Source organism: Paenibacillus sp. AGC31, assembly GCF_057334655.1.
Genome location: NZ_JBHFJH010000027.1, coordinates 348,146 through 366,847 on the forward strand (window position 1 = coordinate 348,146; position 18,702 = coordinate 366,847).

Below are 18,702 nucleotides of genomic sequence, written 5' to 3' on the forward strand. Positions count from 1 at the left end.
CTTCAGATTATGGCTGCGTCAGGAACAGATCGCATGGTGGTGGTTCCCAAACAGAATTACCACATGCAGCGGGTGCGAAACAAGACATCGGACCTTCTCTATTCCATATTCAGATATGCACTGGTCATCGGCATTTCATTTATTATTTTATATCCGTTATTTCTCAAAGTGTCAGTTGCGTTCAAGGATAAGCAGGATATCTACAATCCGACGATCTATATGATTCCTCAGCATTTTACGCTGGATAATATCCGGCTAGCGGCGCAAGTGATGGATTATCTGCCTTTGCTGGCGAACACGTTATTGTTCGTTACCATCACAACGCTTCTGACAGCCATATCCTGTGCACTTGCCGGATACGGCTTCGCCCGGTTTTCGTTTCCGGGTAGTAATGTGCTCTTTGTGCTGGTGATTTTGACGATTCTGGTGCCGACAAGTACGCTTATGGTACCGATGTATCTGCATTTCCGTAGCTTTGACTTTATGGGCATTATCCAGTTGTTCACGGGGAAGAACGGCATTAACCTGCTCAATACGTACTGGCCTTCAATGATTACGGCTGCTACGGCGGGAGGGCTGAAGGCGGGGCTGTTCATCTATATTTTCCGTCAGTTCTTCAAGGGCATGCCGAAGGAGATCGAGGAGGCTGCACTGATTGACGGCGCAGGTGGATTCAAAACGTTTGCCCGTATCATGCTGCCCAATGCAATCTCGCCGCTGATTACGGTCATTTTGTTCTCGTTTGTCTGGCAGTACAATGACACGTTTTATTCGGCGTTATTCATGAGTGAAAGTCCACTGATCTCCCTGAAGGTGGCTTCCTTGCCTGCACAGGCGAACCAGTTGATTCCGCAACTGATGGGCTTTGGTTCTAACTCGGGCATCAAGGCTGATCCGAACTATGTGGCGATGATCGTGGATACAGGCATTTTGCTGGCTATTGCACCGCTGATTATTCTGTATCTGTTTGTTCAGCGCTATTTCGTTGAGAGCATTGAACGTTCTGGTGTAGTGGGTTAACATGGTAAATCCAATTGGAGGTGTAGAGATGACAGTGCGTGAGATCAGCAGAGTTCCGGTGAATAAAGCAGCGTCAGCTGAAGCAAAAGAGCTGATGGCGTTCCTGGTCGAGCGTTATCGAAAAGGAATGTTATCAGGCCAGCAGGATTACAGCAATCTTAACTGGGTTAATGAAAATACAGGCCGAAAGCCAGCTGTGATTGGCTTTGATCTCATGGAATATTCCCCTTCAAGAACAGAGCGTGGTGCGGTCTCCCAGGAGATTCGGGATGTGATGGACTGGCACAGACAAGGCGGGATTGTGACGTTATGCTGGCACTGGAACGCACCGACGGATCTGATCAATGAACCAGGTAAAGAGTGGTGGCGGGGGTTCTATACGGATGCCACAACCTATGATCTGGCCTATGCGCTTGCTGATACTGAATCGGAAGCATATCAGTTATTGATCCGGGATATCGATGCGATTGCAGTTCACTTGCAAGAGTTGAAGGATGCGGGTGTACCTGTATTATTTCGACCGCTTCATGAAGCAGAAGGTGGGTGGTTCTGGTGGGGAGCGAAAGGCCCCGAACCTGCCAAACAGCTATATTGTTTGTTGTATGATCGATTGGTTCAAGAACATCAGCTGAACAATCTCATCTGGGTCTGGAACTCGGAAAAACCGGAATGGTATCCGGGTGATGATGTCGTGGATATTGTCAGTGTGGATGTATACCCGGAAGCAGGAGACCACAGCCCGTTGGCTGCGCGTTACGCCAACCTGCGTGAGCTTGTGAAGGATAGAAAAATCATTGCACTGGCCGAGAATGGCTCCATTCCGGACCCCAAGCAGATGAAGGAACAGGATGTACACTGGAGTTGGTTCTGTACCTGGACAGGTGGATTCCTGAGAGACGGGACGCATAATGATGTGGCATTTTTGAAGGAAGTGTACCATAGCGCAAAGGTTATTACGCTCGATCAGTTACCGAAGTGGAGTTGGCTATAAGAACCCCACTTTCAACTTAAATTGGAATCAATGAAGCATTAGTATTCGCATTAATTCTTACAGCGAATACTAACGCTTCATTTGTTGGTGTGCATATGTACATGGGGCCCTCTTCCGAGAAACATGAAAATCTGGTTCGAGCAACAATCTAGTTTGACGGGTGTAACATAGCTTGGATATTGGGATATAAAGTCACGCTCGAAGTGAATAAAATATACGATTGATTCACTGTACGGATCAGAATCCTCTCGCTTGTGCCATTGACTGGACCGAGCCGAATCGCAGATGGTTCGCTTCCACCGTACGTATCATCCAGGGTGACCGATGTGATATGTGTGATGGGAATTTCAATTTTGGAAAACTGCCACCGGATGACCAGTTGATCTTCTACTTTTTTCACGTTAACACCAAACATAGGATGACCTCCTGTTGTGATTCAAATTATTGAAGTAATCTCGTTTGTCCAGTCTATCATATTTTGGATAAAATTACCTTATTAATAATAAAGAATGACGATCTCTATCAACTGATTTCGAAAGTCCAAATCTATCCTGTGCAAAGGAGGAGAATGTATGAACAACTGGAATGCCTATCATTATTTTGAACAAAGTCTTGGTCCTTTCAGAAATCTCTCCAGCCTGTCTGCGGATGAAGCAGAAACAGTTACCCAGAAGATTCGTCTTCAGGGACGGAACTTTGCCAGTCGGCGACCCGCAGATTACATGACAATTCGCAGAACACTTGAACAAAGGGCTTATGAGCAGTTTGTTGCCAAAGGTGGGAAGCCGGTACAATCATATCCCCATTATCTGACGCTCGGTGCATGCGAATGGCTGTTGTCCTGGTATTCAGAACCCGATCATGTAATCATTCCATGGGGTGACCTTCCAGTTGAAGTTGTGAGTTTTACCTACGGGGACTTGTTTCCAACAATGAGGTTTGACGATGCTAAACCTTATCGTAAGCAGATCTATACCAAGGATGAAATCATGGAAGTTATTCAGTTCTATGGGTGGCCTCAGGAATGGAACCGTAAAGGTGATAAGGGGCCGGAACGATATATTGAGGTACAGGTCTGGGACGAACGTATATCCAATCGTGCACGCATGACTGAGACCGTTATGAAGAAATTTGATATTATCATCGATCCCAAGAAGTGATCATGCGGAGATATCAGTGTACGATATCGAGGGATGGGAACTTGATGTAAAACCTACAGGATTAACCATGACATATACCGAATACAAATAGAGAAATTAGAGAACTTATACTCCAACACAAAGGGTGTGCCACATGACGAATCTATTCGAACATTGTTCAGGTCAAACATTATCCGCCAACCTGAGATGGCTGAACGAGCCAGCAGATTGGTCCATTGAAGACGGCAAAGTAACGATAACTGTTTCGCCGATCAGTGACTTTTTCATTGATCCGGGAGGTGAGCCGGTGAAAGCTTCAGCTCCATTTTTACATACGATAGTCAAGGGAGATTTCAGCATCGTCACTCGAGTACAGGTGGACATGAAAGAACAGTATGACTCAGGCTGCCTGATGGTGAGGGTGGACGATACGAATTGGGCTAAAGTCTGCTTCGAATATTTTGAAGAACAGCCGTCTATTCTTAGTGTTGTTACTCGTGGTAACTCGGATGATTGTGTATCAGCACCCGTAGACGTTAACAAGCCTTATTTACGTGTAGCCCGGGCAGGCAAGAGCTTTGCTTTCCATTATTCTCAGGATGGAGAGAAGTGGAAGTTGGTACGTTATTTCGGCCTCGACTGCCCGGATGAAATCAAAGTTGGCATTGTGGCCCAGTCCCCCATTGGGCAAGGGACGACGGTTACTTTTACAGATGTACAGCTTCAACATGGAGTGACCGGAAGTGTGCGCCGAGTAGAATAACACGAGCAGAAGGTTGCTATGTCATTCATTTCACCCGAATTAACAATCCAAACAGGCCGAGTACAGCAAAGGCCAGAAATGCCGTTGTATTGGAAAACACTTCGATCGTATACCCTGCCATGGATGAGCCAAGAAATTGCCCAACACCCAGCGCGAGAAAGGCAAGGCTAATTCCGATGGACACATTTGGACTGAATAGTCTCGTCGCCCAAACGATAAATACACTGGTCAGGAAAATATACGTGCTCCCAAATATGATCGCAGAGATGAGACTGGCAGTCATGGATGGAAGAAGGATTACCCCCAGTGAGATCGCCAATAAAAGTATGCCCATTCGGTAGGACCACCCAATCTCGAACCGTTCAATAATGCGACCGGCGCATCCACCGAGTATCCCCATAACCCCCATCACAATCCAGAACAACACGGCTTCCGAATCGGAGGCCCCTTTCTCGTCTGTGAGGAAGTTGCGGGCAAAGGTCCAGTAGATTGCAGAACTGAAACCTGTCAACAGACAAGCCATGAGCAGAGCGGACCCTGGTCTGGTTGGTTTCATACATGCCCAGAGAGACTTGGTACAAGGCAGTGTCTTCGTAGGTGGAATAACACGTCTGTTCCACAGCAGAACAACAACACCGATCACAGCAAACAGGATGTAGGTTAGACGCCAGTAATCCGTGAACAGCCAGTAGAGTGGACCTGATATTACAATCCCGAAGCTGGTCCCTGTGTTAATCCAGCTGTTGCCTCTTGCTTGTAGCTCGGGAGCAAGCTCGGCATTAACCGTGTTACCGAGGGCTGGAGAGGCCCAGCCTGTACTCAAACCTGCTAGAAATATACTAAATGTAAGAACCCATGCATTCTGAGCCAGGGCAATGCCGGTTAATCCGATCACTGCGCTGATTCCTGCCAATTGAATGACATAATGATGTCCCTTGCGATTAATCAACAGTGGTGCAGTTAGAAGGGACAGACAGTAGGCAATATACGTTCCTGAGTTAATCGCGCCAGAGGCTACATCATTTAATTGTAAAGCTTCCGAAATTTCCGGCATAAACAGTCCATAACCGAATCGCCCGAATGCATAACATACAGCGATTAGTGCAATGCCTGGAAAGATAATTTTTTTCATTTAATCCACCGCCTTTTAGATAGAACGATCATTATATTTCTTATGAAATAAAAAAGTGAGTTGAAATATTAACTCACCCGGAATAGCTTTATTTGAAACTGGTTTGCGTCATATGGATCAGTTCACGGCAGACGTCATTTACATTTTCTGTCTCAGCAAGTGCCGTGGAACCCTCCAGCAGCAGGGAGAATCGCAATAGATCTCGATCACTTGCAGCAGGCGCCAATGTTTGGATTAACGTTCTCATATGTCTTTTATGCGCATTCACTGTCTGGACGATGATATGATCTGTATAACCTCCGAATTCTTCTTTGGCGCGTAGAAATAAGCAACCTCTTGATTCGTGTTCCTTCAGCCAGGTTGCATGTCCTTCAGCCAGATTGAGGAACATGGGTTGTGCTTTATTGTCTGCATATTGCCGGAGTTGTTCCAAATAACGCTGTTCGCGCCGCAGGAGCACCTGGACAATGAGATCATCCTTCGACTCAAAATGATTGTATAGCGTCATAATCGCGATCCCGGCATCCGTGATAATCCGCTTCAAACCGATGGAATGGAAACCGTGAAGGTAGAACAATTCTTCAGCCACGTTCAAAAGCATTTCCTTTTTGCTGCTCATGATCAGTGATACTCTCCCTTCAAAATAAGATAGAACGATCATTATACTCGTAGGCTATAGTAATTTGTTTATATTGTCAAATTCTGTGAGCAGGTGTTATATGAACAACGTCTTTGCACATTAACCGGACATATGAAAGCACAACATGACAGGTTGTTGGGTGGTTTATCCGTTATATTAGACATCAAGGAGTGATTATTACATGAACTGGATCAACGCATTACAGGTCGCTATTCAATATATGGAAGACCACTTGCTCGAAAATATGACGATGGAGCAGATTGCAGCGCAGGCCCATATCTCTCCTTTTCACTTTCAACGTACCTTTGCCTTATTAACTGATGTTACTGTAGCTGAGTACATAAAACGCAGACGATTGACACTGGCGGCACATGAGCTTCTGCAAAGTGATCACAAAATCATTGATCTGGCGTTTAAATACGGTTACGACACACCGGAATCTTTCTCCAAAGCATTTCGCAGACAACATGGGATCGCACCCAGTGAGGCTCGAAAGAATAGTAACACTGTCCAATCGTATAATCGTCTGGTGATTCAAGTGAGTCTAAAAGGAGCAGAGCCGATGAAATATAAAATCGTTGAACATCCCGAATTTACGTTGGTCGGAGTAGAGCAAACTTTCTCCTATGCAGATCAAGAACATCTGCAAGGCATCGGGAAGATGTGGCAGGAAGCGTGGACGAGCGGCACAGAGGATCGTTTGTTTGAACTGAACAATGGGGATATTCCAGGTTTACTCGGTGTCGTTGTGGATCAGAGCGAAATTCAGGAAAAACAGATGCAATACTGGATCGCTACAACTTACGATGGTGAAGTACCGGAAGGATTATCAAGCTTCACCATGCCTGCTTCCAAATGGAGTGTATTTGAAGTAGAAGGCCCGATGCCGGAGAGTATGCAGCTTCTGTGGAAACGGATTATTTCGGAATGGTTTCCATCCAACCCTTATGAGCACGCATATATGCCGGAGCTGGAAGTATACCCGGGCCCCAATCAACCGCCACAAATCTGGATACCAATTAAATAAATTTTAACCGTTTCAAACTCGATCATTGTAACCCATAAACATTCGGATCATCGAAGCTGTTTATGGGTTATTTGGTTGTGATTAGTCAGAGATTCGAAGTTGTACAGAGGATGTTCAAGCGTTGTTCATTTTATTGCAGCCAGGTAAACATGATATATTGGAACGAGAGTTTATCTCTATAAGAGGACAATGAGGTAAACTGCAGGAGGCAGATATGTTACATGAGGACTTATTCATTCAGACGATCATCAAACACGAGCAATTAATGCATGACCTGCGGAGAGTTCGTAGTCTCCATTTGCCTCAAAGTTACATAGGTGCAGGATATATTCGTAATTATATCTGGGATGTTCTGCATGGATATGATCTTCGTGAACTTCACAGCGATATTGATGTTGTCTATTATGATGCGCAAGACTTGCGTGAGGAGCGAGACATACAGCTCGAACAACAGCTTCGAGAGGAGACCGGCAATTCAAAGTGGTCGGTCAAAAATCAGGCGAGAATGCATTTGCGCAATGGCACAACTCCTTATCATTCTACTGAAGATGCTCTTCGCTATTGGCCAGAAGTTGTGACTGCTATAGGCGTACAGTTGGGTGAAGAGGATCGGGTGAACATCTGTGCTCCGCATGGTTTGCATGATCTGTATCATCTCGTAGTCCGCAAAAGTCCGTTCTTCACGGATGCTGACTATTATAATCAGAGAGTACAGAAGAAGTGCTGGCAGGAACAATGGCCGAAACTAACGATAATAACAGCTTGAATAATAAGTGATTTGCGGAATAGCGGGTACAAGAAGGAGTGTCTACGGATTTGATAAAAAAGTTCTTACACAAAAATGGGCTGATCATTGATCTTGTCCTGTTGGCATGTTTTGTGGCGTTCCTGGCCTTCTGGGGCCAAAGGTTCCCAGTCATGTTTTTCGGAATGATCACGGTGGCTTTTATCGTACTAAGGCGGATTGACTATCAGAAGCATGTTATTCTGAAACGGATTATCCTTACCGGATTTAGCGTGGCTGTCGTCTCTTTTGTCATTATCGAAGCGCTTGTATTTACACAGCTTGGTGCGAATGATCCGGAAGAAGCGGACTATGTCATTATTCTGGGTTCAGGCATCCGTGGAACGGAATTGTCATTGACCCTAAAACAAAGGTTAGATGCAAGTTTGGACTACATTCGCAGTCACCCTCAGACACCCGTCATTGTATCGGGTGGGCAGGGACCGGGGGAATCGATTCCCGAAGCGCTCGCCATGAAAAACTATCTGATTGAACAGGGGATTAACCCTGCCCAAGTCATTATGGAAGATCGCTCCACAAGTACACAGGAGAATTTGGCCTTTTCCAAAAAAATCATTCTTGAATCCGGGTTAGAACACCCTGAGATCATGATTGTCACCAGTGACTATCATATGTTTCGCTCCAAGTATATCGCTGCCAAGAACGGTTATGCGGCAGAATATGGCATATCGGCCCCGTCACCGGGTTATCTGAAACCCGTCAACATGATCCGTGAATATTTTGCTACGATCAAAACACTTATCTAGTGCACATGACAGAAAACGGAAACAGGACGAAGCTGGAGATCTATGCTTCGTCCTGTTTGCATATAAGGATGTTACTGCTCCTTAATGTATAGGTTATTTCTCTGAAGGAGCAGGTACAGTTACTGAAACCTTATCCCCAGGGAGAGCTACCATTTCGGGGGATTGGGTATTCGAAGGAACGGCTACGATTTCAGGAGATTCACCCGTAAAAGGAACAGTGGCTGATTCTCCAACTTTAGCCTCAGAAGGTTCAGTAGCAGACGGAACTGGCACAGCTTCGGAAACTTCATCCTCAGGGAGAGCCACGATCTCAGGGGTTTCGGAAGTAGAAGGAGCAGTTACAGCTTCGGAAATTCCGACCTTGTTGGGAGAAGCTACGATTTCAGAAGATCCATCAGTAGAAGGAACAGGCACAGTTTCAGAAGCTTCAGCCTCTACTTTAACCGTATGGTTTGATGCCCATACTGCGGTGGACGTACTTACTCCTGTAATAAGCAGGAGGGCTCCCATACTTATCATCCAATGTTTCTTTTTCAGTTTCTTTACATTAAACATAATCATCAATCTCCTTTTTAATTGTTTGCCTTCACCCGATAGGGATGAACAAAATTGAGCAGGCATCTTCTTGGTTCCCGCCATCACATTTAAAATTGTCTCACCATATCGTCTCCGCTCTTCATGGGACATCTCTTTCACGACATCTTCATCACAGGCCAACTCGCTCCAGGTATGAATGTCCCGGCGAATCATATGAATCAGGGGATTGAACCAGTGCAGGGCACTAACCCCCAAGGTCACAGCCTTGACCCACAGATCTTTATGTTTTAGATGTACCAACTCATGATGAATTACCATGCTGATGTCCATTTTCACCGTATTTTCGGGTGGCAGATATATCGTGGGTTTAAACAAGCCAACCAGTATAGGGCTTCGTACTAGCGTGCTGTGAGCAAGCGTGATATTGCGTTTGAGACCCAAAGCCTCTTTGATTAATGGTAGCTGTATAGCTGCCTCACTATGACAGAGGACTGGGGTACGTGTACGAGATAATTCATTCAGAAATCTTCGATAACAGTACACCTGCCATGCAGAAAAACTGATGACTCCAATGCCCCATCCGCATAACAAGAACCAGGCAGTGGTTACCGAAATGGTTTGTTCGGGGATAAATGTTCCTGCAACTACACCCGAAGCTGCTGCATTCTCCGTATTCGGTATAGTTGATGTCGTTTGGAATGCAATATCCAAAAGCCATGAAAGGCCAAGAGATACCGGGAAGAGATAAAACAAGAGAGCCAGTTTACCGAGTCTGTAGAGCCACTTGGTCGGAAAAACAGAACCGGGTATAAGTCGTAGTGCCAAAATACAAACAGAAACGATACTTCCCGCCACGGTCAGGCTGCACAGAATTTCAAAAAAGATGTTCATCATCTGCACCTACTTTTCCGAAAGCCATTTTTTCAGTTCTGAAATGTCATCGTCTGAAAGCTTGTCGCCATCATACATGGCCGAAACCAAATTCTTGACTGAACCTTGATACAGTCCATCAAGAACATGTTGCGTTTCCTGTAGTTTGTAATCTTCGGGCTGTAGAAGAGGTACATAATCATTGGTCCGTCCACGTCTCGTGACGGTAAGTGCGCCTTTATCCACCAACCGTGACAGAAAGGTAGACATGGTCTGCGCTTTCCACGCTTTCCCCTTCTCGGCAAATATGTCTAATAGTTCTGTCGAGGTGACCGGTGGGGCGCATGACCATATAACAACCATTAACTCCATTTCTGTTTCGGATAATTTTTGAATCTGGTTCACAGTGAACACTCCTTAACATCGTTATGCGTCCATAACGATCGTATTACTACACTACGTAGTACGTATAAACTACTACAACTTGTAGTGGATAGTCAAGTTATCCTGATAGATGATTGCCAAACCATGTTATAATATAGGTCATTAATAGAAGAACGATGTAGGAGTGAATGATCATTACAGCATATCAATTACCTGCTCTCTATGAGCAGAAGCGAGTTTCAATGCACGAGATGGAAGAGATTGTACGCCTGTTGGCCCAGACACCGCTATTATACGATGATGGACAGAGCATTCAGGTTCAGGATTACATGGGAGGCTTGGAGGTCGAACTTGAGCATGAGGTACGCCGTGCAGTGACCGAGTTGTACGAACTGGCTGTTCAGGCCTGCCGCGTCTTCGCCGATCCATTGGCGTACGAGCAACTTCAGGATGCGCTTGGGTTACAGGCTGAGTTATGGCAGGAGGAAGTGCTTACTCTTGCAAAGTGGATGGATTGGTTGAAGCAGATCAGTGAAGGAAAGAGAACACTGCCCGAGTACAACTTTTCAGCGATGCTTGGGAACTTGCCGGACGGATTCATGATCCATGATTTTTATGATGAACTCCGATATCAGCTGGAACAAAATCCTGCAAACGCATGGGCTATTGAAGAGCGGGATCGCTTGTACGCAGCCCTGGGTGCGAATTAAATCAAACCAACGGGTCACCGGCGGTGTTAATCTAATATCTGCATTTTGCATGCATAGAAGCATTCCAATCTATACCTTACGAATTCTTTACCCAGTATGGGAAATGAGGGGATACCGTGAAGAAGGTTGTATTAGCTGGTGGAACGGGATTTGTCGGACAGGATTTTGCCCAAAGGTTCAGGAAGCTGGGGTATGAGGTGTTAATTATCTCGCGTCAGCCCGGTCATATTGCCTGGGAGGATCGTGCAGGAATCATAGAGGCACTGGAAGAAGCAGAGATGTTGATTAACCTGGCGGGTAAATCGGTGAACTGCCGTTATACGGATGAGAATCGCAAAGTCATTCTGGAATCCAGAACCCGTACCACGCGCATTCTCGGCGAAGCCGTTCTGGCTTGTAATCATCCTCCTGAACTATGGATTAATTCGAGTACAGCAACCATATACAGACATGCTGAAGATCGTCCCATGACGGAAAAAGAGGGCGAGATTGGCTCCGGATTCTCGGTCGACGTTGCCAAGGCGTGGGAACAGGCTTTCTTTGAATTCAGTCTGCCGTCTACGCGTCAGATTGCACTGCGGATTGCGATTGTGCTGGGCGAGGGTGGTGTGATGGTGCCCATGACGAACCTCGTCCGTTTTGGACTGGGAGGATCTCAAGGCGCAGGAACACAGCAGTTCAGCTGGATTCATATCGAGGATCTCTTCCGCATGGTAATTTATCTGCAAGAGCATCCACACTTGAATGGTGTGTTCAATGCGTCCTCTCCGCATCCAGTGACGAATCGGGAGCTAATGGCGCGTCTGAGAGAACAGATGGGTGTTCGGATCGGCCTGCCTTCTCCTCGCTGGATGCTTGAACTGGGCGCACGTTTCATTCAGACCGAGACGGAACTGGTTCTCAAAAGTCGTTGGGTGATTCCCGAGCGAATGGAGAGAGAAGGATTCACGTTCACTTACGGTACACTAGATGCCGCTCTTGCCGAGATTTTGAATAAGAAGAAATGACACTTTATACAAAAGAAAACACAACAGGAAGGGCAGAGGCATCTGCCCTTTTGTTATATATGTTCAACTAAACATTTACACGATAACGGAGAGGACAGAAATAACTTGAAGAAGCGAAGCGTTCGCCTAAAAGCTTTCTGAAAGAAAGCTGCATCGGAAGCATATGCTTATCCCCAGATTTTCCCTTTTTAAGAAGGAATCAAAAAAATCTGGGGATAACAGTGATCGGAAAGTTGTTCTGTCATCGCAGTGTAAGTGTAAATACAATTAGCTGAACTTAAATATATCAGTCAGATGAACAGAAAGAGGTTGGGGAAATGCAACTTAGAAGAGTAAGGATCGCAGGAACAGGGAAGTACCTGCCTGAACAGGAAGTCACCGATGAGGAACTGGATCGCCGCTTGGACGTGCCTGCGGGCTGGGTCAGCAAAGCCACAGGTGTAGGTGTGCGCCATTATGCTTCGGGTGAAGAAACCTCCTCTTTCATGGGCGCGCGGGCTGCGGAAGCTGCACTGGTGGATGCAGGATTACAATTCAGTGATATCGACTGTCTGGTGTGTACTAGTGGCACGAAGGAACAACCGTTGCCAAGTACGGCGGTATTTATCCAGCAGGCCATGGGGCAGCAAGATTCAGGCGTGCCTGCTTTTGATATGGATGCAACCTGCCTGAGTTTCCTGAACGGACTCGATGTGATCTCCTATATGGTAGATGCTGGACGTTACCAGCGAGTATTGCTCGTAGCCACCGAGATTGCCTCAGCCGGGCTAAATTGGTCTGATAAAGAAAGTGCGGCCCTGTTTGGAGATGGAGCGGCCGCTGTTATTATTGAACGTTCGCCTGAAGGGTCATCCTCCCAGATTGTACATGCTTCCCTTCAAACCTACAGCCGAGGTGCTCGCTTCTCGGAGATTGCAGGTGGAGGTACACGGCTGCATGCTTCGAATTATAAGGCGGATCAGCCTGAACCCTACCTTTTTCATATGGATGGACAGGCGATCTTCCGCATGGCATCCAGACTTTTGCCTGGATTCATTGGTGATATGTTGCAGGCGACTGGGTGTCAGATGGAGGATTTCCAATTGGTTATTCCCCATCAGGGAAGTGCCATGGCGATGAGACTGATTCGCAAGAAGCTTGGCATTGCTGAAGATCGGTTTATGGACATCACACGAAATCACGGCAATACGATTGCGGCATCGATCCCGATGGGTCTGCATGAAGCGATTAGACAACAGCGTATTCAGCGTGGAGATCGGGTGTTGATGATTGGCACGGCTGCCGGATTATCATTGGGAGGACTCATTTTTGAGTACTAGATCTGGGGAAACAGGACATCGTACAGCTGCTTCTCTCCGTGTGCTGCTTACAGGCGGAAGGGCTCCCGTAACGCTGGATCTGGCACGGATGCTTCATCGGGCAGGCCATCGGGTCTATGTTGCGGAGAGTGCCGTACGGCATCTGACCAGATTATCTCGTGCAGTGGAACAGTGTGCTGTGGTCCCGTCGCCACGTCATGAGACACATGCTTATCTGGCGGAGTTGGAACGGTTGACACAGGATTGGCAGATTGACCTGTTGATTCCGATGTGTGAAGAAGTATTCTATGTTGCTCAAGGGGCAGACAGACTGCGTGCATATTGCCGTGTTCTGGTTACAACTCTGGAGCAGCTGCATGAGCTGCATCATAAATATGATTTTATCCAGCTTGCAGGGTCACTCGGTCTTTCAGTTCCAGATACACGCCTGATCAACAGTCGGCAGGAATGGATGGAAGCTCAGTCTGTTCTGGGAAAAGTAGGAGATTGGGTGTGGAAACCGGTGTATTCCCGTTTCGCAGCCAAAGTTCGCATGCCAATACTCATGACCGATGACGCTGGGACAGGGATTGATCAGGAAGGAAACGTAAGCCAAAAGAGCCGTCGACATATCCGTAACGACCCACCGGAAGAAGGGGAATTATCCTCTGTTTCGCCTTGGGTTGCACAGGCCTACATTCCTGGTCAGATGTTATGTACATACAGCATAGCGCATGAAGGGCAACTGGTTGCGCATTCCACTTACGACAGCCGCTATCGTACAGGTAGCGTGGGAGCGAGTGTTTTTTTTGAACAGGTAGAACATGAAGGTGCCCTTGCGTGGGTGAGACAATTTGTTGAGGCAACAGGTTTTAGTGGACAGATTGGGTTTGATTTTATAGAAGGTCGGGATGGGCAGGTGTACGCAATTGAGTGTAATCCGAGGGCAACGAGTGGGATTCATCTGTTTCACCCTGGAGATGACTTGGTGCGTGCACTGACTGAACCGGAGACGTTGGTAAAAGAAAGAAAAATGATCACGCCCGCACGGGACAGCAAAGCCATGCTCATGCTTCCCATGTTGGGAAGTGGAGTACAGCAGATCTTTGGCAAAGGGAAACTCCGTGCATGGATAGCTGCGTGGCGTGGAACCAGGGATGTGGTCTATGTAGGGCAGGATATCCAGCCTTTAATGGAACAATTCGGAGTGGTGCTGGCCGCATGGCGTCTGGCAAGATCGCAGAAGTGCTCGCTGACTGAAGCTTTGACTCATGACATAGAATGGAACGGTGAACAACAATGAATAGAGCATTGGTTACAGGAGCTACGGGATGTCTGGGCAGGCACCTCGCGATGCGGCTTGCCAAAGAGGGATGGGAAGTCACTGGCATGGGCCGACAGGCAAAGGTTGGTGCAGAACTTGAGTTGGCAGGAATCCGATTCCTGAATGGAGATATACGGGATGAGGAAGTAGTAAACGAAGCGTGTGCAGGACAGGATATGGTGTTTCACTGTGCGGCACTATCATCGCCATGGGGTAAATATCGTGACTTTTATAGCAGTAATGTAGAAGGCACACAAAACCTCATTGATGGCTGCCTGCATAATGAGGTGCAGCGATTCATACATGTCTCAACTCCGAGTATATATTTTAACTACAACCCGCGGTATAACGTACATGAGAATGATCCGTTGCCATCCAAACCAGCCAATCATTATGCAGCCACGAAGCTTCTCGCTGAGCAGGTTGTAATGGAGGGGCATGCGAAGGGACTTCCGTCGATCATGATTCGACCGCGAGCGATCTTTGGTCCGTATGATCAGACGTTATTTCCCAGAATTGTCGCAGCAAACGCAAAATCGGGCGTGCCGATGATCGGTGGTGGACAGGCGTTAATCGATCTGACCTGTGTGGATAATGTGGTGGACGCCTTATTATTGTGCCGCGATGCCTCTACAGAAGCACTTGGTAGAGCCTACAATATCTCCAATGGCGATCCAAGGGCGTTCAGTGAGTTGGTGAGCAGCCTGTTTGGCATGCTGGATATGCCCTTGCGTTGTCGAAACATTCCTTATCGGATGGCATATGGTGTGGCAGCGTTGCTAGAGCGAGTTCATGGCTATATTCCTGCGTTGGGTGAACCTGCGTTGACACGGTATACAGTCGGCTCCTTATCTATTCCACAGACATTGGATATTACGGATGCAAGGGAGCAATTGGGGTACGTCCCTCGGGTGTCCATTGAAGAGGGATTACAACAATTTGCAGACTGGTGGAGGGCAGAATCATGCTGACGACAACTCCAGTAGAACTATATTTGGGTGCGGCGGGTTACTGTACACATCCAGAGTTTCTGACGCTGCGCGGTGGTCGGTTAAGCCCAGTACCTTTCCCGGCAGGATTTGCCTGCATCATTCATCCCGTACACGGACCTATCCTGTTGGATACGGGATATAGCTCCCGCTTTTTCGAAGAAACGGCTCATTTGCCCAACGCACTGTATCGTCATATTACACCTGTGGTCTATCGTGAAGAGGATAGTGCCGTTCATTTTTTGGCTCGAATTGGACTGAAAGCTTCGGATATTCGGTATATCATCCTCTCTCATTTTCATGGTGATCACATCGCAGGTGTACGAGATTTCCCGGAGGCACAATTCATCTATCTGCCAAGAGCCTATGATGCTGTGCGCTCACTCGGTCCAATTAAGGCTGTAAAAGCAGGTTTTCTTGCGGGGCTGTTGCCTGAGGATTTTATGGCCAGATCATGGCCTGTTACGCGTCAGCCTGAGCGATGGACGAGAGCGGGGAAAGAGTTCCCTTTTGATGAGGTCTACGACATCTTTGGTGATGGCAGTCTGCTTGGGGTGGATGTATCCGGTCATGCGGAAGGTATGATGGGACTCCTGCTGCGTACAGAAGAACATGATTATTTTCTTTGCGCGGATGCGGTGTGGTCAAGTCGGGCTTTTCGTGAACAGCGCAGACCTCATGCGCTCGCGGGTATTATTATGTCGAATCGACAGGAATACCACCGTAACTTTGACAAGCTGGTTCAGCTGCATCAGCAATTTCCCCAGATTCGGATTGTGCCGAGTCATTGTCGAGATGTACTGGACGCTTGGGGCACGGGAGGGCAGAAACGATGAGTAATACCTTTCGCATTGTAGTTCATTATGCACTCGCACGTGGGCTGCGAACATGGAAAACGCGAGAACAACTTGAGCGCTGGCAAGAGCGCCGGATTATTCGGCATGTTCATCAGATCCGTGCCCGATCTCCGTTTTACCGGAAGTGGTGGGGTGACGTGGACGCATCCGACTGGAGAAGCTTTCCGTTGATTAACAAATCAATCATGATGGAGCACTTCGATACACTGAACACGGTGGGTATTACCAAGGACGAAGCGCTGGCTCTTGCAGGTGAAAGTGAAGAAACGCGTGATTTCAAACCTTCCATTCAAGGCGTGACGGTTGGACTGTCTTCGGGCACGTCAGGGAACCGGGGGATATTTCTGGTGAGTGATCGGGAGCAGGATGCGTGGACGGGCACAGTGCTGGCTAAGTTGCTGCCCGGTGGACTGAGGAAACCTGCCAAGATTGCGTTTTTCCTGCGTGCCAACAGTAATCTGTATGAATCGGTGCAGCGTGGCAAATTGCAGTTTCAGTATTTTGATCTGCTAGAGCGTGTGGAGACCTTGGTGAGACGGTTGGAAGAATACCAACCTACTGTATGGGTAGCTCCTCCATCCATGCTGCGTCTGTTGGCGGATGCCTATGTGGCAGGCCAACTGACTGCTGTACCGGATAAAATCATCTCGGTTGCCGAGGTGCTGGACCCCCTGGATCGCAAGGTGCTGGAGCAGGTGTTCGGACAAACCGTTAGTCAAGTCTATCAGTGTACAGAAGGGTTCCTGGGTGCGACCTGTCGTTATGGCACACTGCATTTGAATGAAGACATCGTGCATATTGAAAAAGAGTACATTGATCCCGCCACCCGGCGGTTTGTGCCCATTATTACGGACTTCTCCAGAACATCACAGCCGATCATCCGGTATCGGCTGAATGATATTCTGACCGAGGCGGCGCTGCCATGTGCCTGTGGTTCCCCGTTTACTGCCATTGAGCGGATTGAAGGCCGCTGTGATGACACGCTTTATTTTACACAACTACATACGGGTGAGTCGGTACCTGTCTTTCCAGATTTCGTTACCCGTTCGGTCATTGCGGCTTCGCCGGATATTGAACATTATCGTGTGGTGCAGCAAGGGGACGGAACAATGGAGGTATCCCTTCGGCTTGGCGGGAGCGCAGTGATGGCTCACGTAGAGACCAATGTACTGCTGGAACTGATGAAGCTGGGAGAGCGGCTTGAATGCACCTTACCTGAGATCAGATTTGTACCGTATACGTTTGAACCGGGACTTACGAAGCTGCGCAGGGTGGAGAGACGGCATAATGGAGTGGCGGATTAAGCAGTAGGGGCCGTGCGGTATAGGTAGGAACGGGAAGTAAGTAATTTACCGAGGAAAGAAGGACACACCGTGACAGCAGAGGAACATTTAACTAAGGACGGGCAGGGACGCATTAACACGGGTCTTGATGCAGTGAAGAAGACAAATGTAAGAGCGAACGCACCGGTGGCCTTAATTACGGGTACCTCCAGTGGTTTTGGTATGCTTACCGCAATCACCCTTGCCAAGCAGGGATATCTTGTTGTTGCTACGATGCGTGACCTGAGTCGAAGAGAAGAATTGGTGAAATTGGCTGAACAGGCGGGGTTAGCTGAACGTTTGCAATATGTACAACTGGACGTGACCGATGCTGAATCGGTGGACAAAGCGGTGGGGTCCGTACTTCACAACAATGGCCGAATCGACATGCTGGTGAACAATGCGGGATTTGCGGTGGGCGGATTCATTGAGGAAGTATTAATGGAGGATTGGCGGCGCCAGATGGAAACGAATCTGTTTGGATTAATCGCTGTGACACGTGCAGTCCTGCCTGTGATGCGTGAACAGAAGCAGGGGTTAATTGTTAATTTGTCCAGTGTCAGTGGGTTATCCGGTTTTCCAGGGTATGCGCCTTATGCCGCCTCAAAATTCGCTGTGGAAGGATTTACGGAAAGTCTGCGGCATGAGATGTCTTCGTTTGGTGTTCGGGTGGTATTGGTTGAGCCTGGCTCTTATCGCACGCCGATCTGGAATAAAGGTCTGGGGGAAATTCACAGAAACGAGGACTCTCCATATAAACATAAGCTGGATGCGGTTCTTCGTTATTCCCAACATGCGAGCGAGACGGCACCTGATCCACAGGAGGTAGCTGATCTGATTGGCCGAATTGCACGGATGCGTGCACCAAGACTTCGATATGCGCTCGGAAAAGGTTCGCGTGTGCTCATCATAGGTAAAGCACTGCTACCCTGGAAGTGGCTGGAGCGGATTATCGCCCGTGGATTAAAATAGAGATAAGGTACGAGTCACGATTGCGTAATTTCCGAATGGGAGGGGTTAGCCATATTTGAACTCATCGTCATTATTTTACTTCTTGCGATTGTGGGTCTGCTCTTTCATATCAATAGCAAGCTGCCAGCGCGTGACCGGGTGAAGGAAGCAATGGAACGGGATCGGAATC

General features: G+C 47.6%; 20 protein-coding genes. 15 read left to right on the top strand and 5 right to left on the bottom strand.

Going from position 1 to position 18,702, the window contains the following annotated elements:
- Nucleotides 1-9: 9 nt before the first annotated feature.
- Together ACE04G_RS13670 and ACE04G_RS13675 are read left to right on the top strand one after the other, a co-directional pair.
- The gene (locus ACE04G_RS13670; RefSeq protein WP_221822787.1) at nt 10-1,020 is read left to right on the top strand and encodes a carbohydrate ABC transporter permease; all 1,011 of its coding nucleotides are present in this window, start codon (nt 10-12) and stop codon (nt 1,018-1,020) included.
- 28 nt (nt 1,021-1,048) lie between these two features.
- Nucleotides 1,049-2,011, top strand: coding sequence for a glycosyl hydrolase (locus ACE04G_RS13675; RefSeq protein WP_313771482.1), 963 nt, complete (start codon nt 1,049-1,051; stop codon nt 2,009-2,011).
- Nucleotides 2,012-2,159: 148 nt separating this feature from the next.
- Here the strand turns inward: ACE04G_RS13675 and ACE04G_RS13680 are convergent, their stop codons facing one another.
- Nucleotides 2,160-2,426, bottom strand: a complete 267-nt coding sequence (locus ACE04G_RS13680) for a PH domain-containing protein (protein WP_221822791.1) — start codon at nt 2,424-2,426, stop codon at nt 2,160-2,162.
- 157 nt (nt 2,427-2,583) lie between these two features.
- Between ACE04G_RS13680 and ACE04G_RS13685 the strand changes: the two genes are divergently transcribed.
- Nucleotides 2,584-3,171 (top strand): hypothetical protein, encoded by a 588-nt coding sequence (locus ACE04G_RS13685; RefSeq protein ID WP_339307561.1) that lies wholly within the window; start codon nt 2,584-2,586, stop codon nt 3,169-3,171.
- A 133-nt stretch (nt 3,172-3,304) separates the two neighbouring features.
- The gene (locus tag ACE04G_RS13690; RefSeq protein ID WP_221822793.1) at nt 3,305-3,913 is read left to right on the top strand and encodes a DUF1349 domain-containing protein; all 609 of its coding nucleotides are present in this window, start codon (nt 3,305-3,307) and stop codon (nt 3,911-3,913) included.
- Nucleotides 3,914-3,938: 25 nt separating this feature from the next.
- Here the strand turns inward: ACE04G_RS13690 and ACE04G_RS13695 are convergent, their stop codons facing one another.
- Nucleotides 3,939-5,045, bottom strand: coding sequence for an MFS transporter (locus tag ACE04G_RS13695; RefSeq protein WP_339307564.1), 1,107 nt, complete (start codon nt 5,043-5,045; stop codon nt 3,939-3,941).
- 88 nt (nt 5,046-5,133) lie between these two features.
- On the bottom strand, nt 5,134-5,664 hold the full coding sequence (locus ACE04G_RS13700) for a TetR/AcrR family transcriptional regulator (protein WP_221822797.1): 531 nt from the start codon (nt 5,662-5,664) through the stop codon (nt 5,134-5,136).
- Between the two features lie 202 nt (nt 5,665-5,866).
- Here ACE04G_RS13700 and ACE04G_RS13705 point away from each other — a divergent pair, with 202 nt between their 5' ends.
- From ACE04G_RS13705 to ACE04G_RS13715, 3 genes are all read left to right on the top strand, one after another.
- The gene (locus ACE04G_RS13705) at nt 5,867-6,712 is read left to right on the top strand and encodes an AraC family transcriptional regulator (RefSeq protein ID WP_221822799.1); all 846 of its coding nucleotides are present in this window, start codon (nt 5,867-5,869) and stop codon (nt 6,710-6,712) included.
- 214 nt (nt 6,713-6,926) lie between these two features.
- Nucleotides 6,927-7,478, top strand: coding sequence for a nucleotidyltransferase family protein (locus tag ACE04G_RS13710; RefSeq protein WP_221822802.1), 552 nt, complete (start codon nt 6,927-6,929; stop codon nt 7,476-7,478).
- 50 nt (nt 7,479-7,528) lie between these two features.
- A complete protein-coding gene (locus ACE04G_RS13715; protein WP_221822812.1) occupies nt 7,529-8,263 on the top strand; it encodes a YdcF family protein in 735 nt (244 codons plus the stop codon).
- A 93-nt stretch (nt 8,264-8,356) separates the two neighbouring features.
- Here ACE04G_RS13715 and ACE04G_RS13720 read toward each other — a convergent pair whose 3' ends face one another.
- Together ACE04G_RS13720 and ACE04G_RS13725 are read right to left on the bottom strand one after the other, a co-directional pair.
- Nucleotides 8,357-9,694: a M56 family metallopeptidase gene (locus ACE04G_RS13720; RefSeq protein WP_260632885.1), complete on the bottom strand. Its 1,338-nt coding sequence runs from the start codon at nt 9,692-9,694 to the stop codon at nt 8,357-8,359.
- 6 nt (nt 9,695-9,700) lie between these two features.
- Nucleotides 9,701-10,075 carry a BlaI/MecI/CopY family transcriptional regulator gene (locus tag ACE04G_RS13725; protein WP_221822817.1) on the bottom strand — a complete coding sequence of 125 codons (375 nt, stop codon included), beginning with the start codon at nt 10,073-10,075 and terminating at the stop codon, nt 9,701-9,703.
- A gap of 167 nt (nt 10,076-10,242) precedes the next feature.
- Between ACE04G_RS13725 and ACE04G_RS13730 the strand changes: the two genes are divergently transcribed.
- From ACE04G_RS13730 to ACE04G_RS13765, 8 genes are all read left to right on the top strand, one after another.
- Entirely contained in the window at nt 10,243-10,764 is a 522-nt protein-coding gene (locus ACE04G_RS13730) for a hypothetical protein (RefSeq protein ID WP_221822819.1), read from the top strand.
- Nucleotides 10,765-10,880: 116 nt separating this feature from the next.
- Nucleotides 10,881-11,771, top strand: coding sequence for a TIGR01777 family oxidoreductase (locus tag ACE04G_RS13735; RefSeq protein ID WP_221822821.1), 891 nt, complete (start codon nt 10,881-10,883; stop codon nt 11,769-11,771).
- Nucleotides 11,772-12,088: 317 nt separating this feature from the next.
- A complete protein-coding gene (locus tag ACE04G_RS13740; RefSeq protein WP_221822824.1) occupies nt 12,089-13,090 on the top strand; it encodes a beta-ketoacyl-ACP synthase III in 1,002 nt (333 codons plus the stop codon).
- Complete coding sequence (locus tag ACE04G_RS13745) at nt 13,080-14,372, top strand: ATP-grasp domain-containing protein (RefSeq protein ID WP_221822826.1); 1,293 nt, start codon at nt 13,080-13,082, stop codon at nt 14,370-14,372. Before ACE04G_RS13740 ends, ACE04G_RS13745 begins: the two co-directional genes overlap by 11 nt.
- Nucleotides 14,369-15,364 carry an NAD-dependent epimerase/dehydratase family protein gene (locus ACE04G_RS13750; RefSeq protein ID WP_221822829.1) on the top strand — a complete coding sequence of 332 codons (996 nt, stop codon included), beginning with the start codon at nt 14,369-14,371 and terminating at the stop codon, nt 15,362-15,364. The genes ACE04G_RS13745 and ACE04G_RS13750 overlap by 4 nt, the downstream gene beginning before the upstream one ends.
- Complete coding sequence (locus ACE04G_RS13755; protein WP_449004155.1) at nt 15,358-16,218, top strand: MBL fold metallo-hydrolase; 861 nt, start codon at nt 15,358-15,360, stop codon at nt 16,216-16,218. Before ACE04G_RS13750 ends, ACE04G_RS13755 begins: the two co-directional genes overlap by 7 nt.
- The gene (locus ACE04G_RS13760) at nt 16,215-17,543 is read left to right on the top strand and encodes a F390 synthetase-related protein (protein ID WP_339183412.1); all 1,329 of its coding nucleotides are present in this window, start codon (nt 16,215-16,217) and stop codon (nt 17,541-17,543) included. The genes ACE04G_RS13755 and ACE04G_RS13760 overlap by 4 nt, the downstream gene beginning before the upstream one ends.
- Nucleotides 17,544-17,612: 69 nt before the next feature.
- On the top strand, nt 17,613-18,533 hold the full coding sequence (locus tag ACE04G_RS13765) for an SDR family oxidoreductase (protein WP_313771483.1): 921 nt from the start codon (nt 17,613-17,615) through the stop codon (nt 18,531-18,533).
- Nucleotides 18,534-18,702 lie beyond the last annotated feature (169 nt).

Bases quoted from the DNA above. Each gene is read 5' to 3' on its own strand.
- ACE04G_RS13690 (WP_221822793.1), top strand. From the start codon at position 3,305: ATGACGAATCTATTCGAACATTGTTCAGGTCAAACATTATCCGCCAAC.
- ACE04G_RS13700 (WP_221822797.1), bottom strand. From the start codon at position 5,664: ATGAGCAGCAAAAAGGAAATGCTTTTGAACGTGGCTGAAGAATTGTTC.
- ACE04G_RS13695 (WP_339307564.1), bottom strand. From the start codon at position 5,045: ATGAAAAAAATTATCTTTCCAGGCATTGCACTAATCGCTGTATGTTAT.
- ACE04G_RS13675 (WP_313771482.1), top strand. From the start codon at position 1,049: ATGACAGTGCGTGAGATCAGCAGAGTTCCGGTGAATAAAGCAGCGTCA.
- ACE04G_RS13730 (WP_221822819.1), top strand. From the start codon at position 10,243: ATGATCATTACAGCATATCAATTACCTGCTCTCTATGAGCAGAAGCGA.
- ACE04G_RS13710 (WP_221822802.1), top strand. From the start codon at position 6,927: ATGTTACATGAGGACTTATTCATTCAGACGATCATCAAACACGAGCAA.
- ACE04G_RS13685 (WP_339307561.1), top strand. From the start codon at position 2,584: ATGAACAACTGGAATGCCTATCATTATTTTGAACAAAGTCTTGGTCCT.
- ACE04G_RS13680 (WP_221822791.1), bottom strand. From the start codon at position 2,426: ATGTTTGGTGTTAACGTGAAAAAAGTAGAAGATCAACTGGTCATCCGG.
- ACE04G_RS13755 (WP_449004155.1), top strand. From the start codon at position 15,358: ATGCTGACGACAACTCCAGTAGAACTATATTTGGGTGCGGCGGGTTAC.
- ACE04G_RS13670 (WP_221822787.1), top strand. From the start codon at position 10: ATGGCTGCGTCAGGAACAGATCGCATGGTGGTGGTTCCCAAACAGAAT.
- ACE04G_RS13740 (WP_221822824.1), top strand. From the start codon at position 12,089: ATGCAACTTAGAAGAGTAAGGATCGCAGGAACAGGGAAGTACCTGCCT.
- ACE04G_RS13720 (WP_260632885.1), bottom strand. From the start codon at position 9,694: ATGATGAACATCTTTTTTGAAATTCTGTGCAGCCTGACCGTGGCGGGA.
- ACE04G_RS13760 (WP_339183412.1), top strand. From the start codon at position 16,215: ATGAGTAATACCTTTCGCATTGTAGTTCATTATGCACTCGCACGTGGG.
- ACE04G_RS13750 (WP_221822829.1), top strand. From the start codon at position 14,369: ATGAATAGAGCATTGGTTACAGGAGCTACGGGATGTCTGGGCAGGCAC.
- ACE04G_RS13705 (WP_221822799.1), top strand. From the start codon at position 5,867: ATGAACTGGATCAACGCATTACAGGTCGCTATTCAATATATGGAAGAC.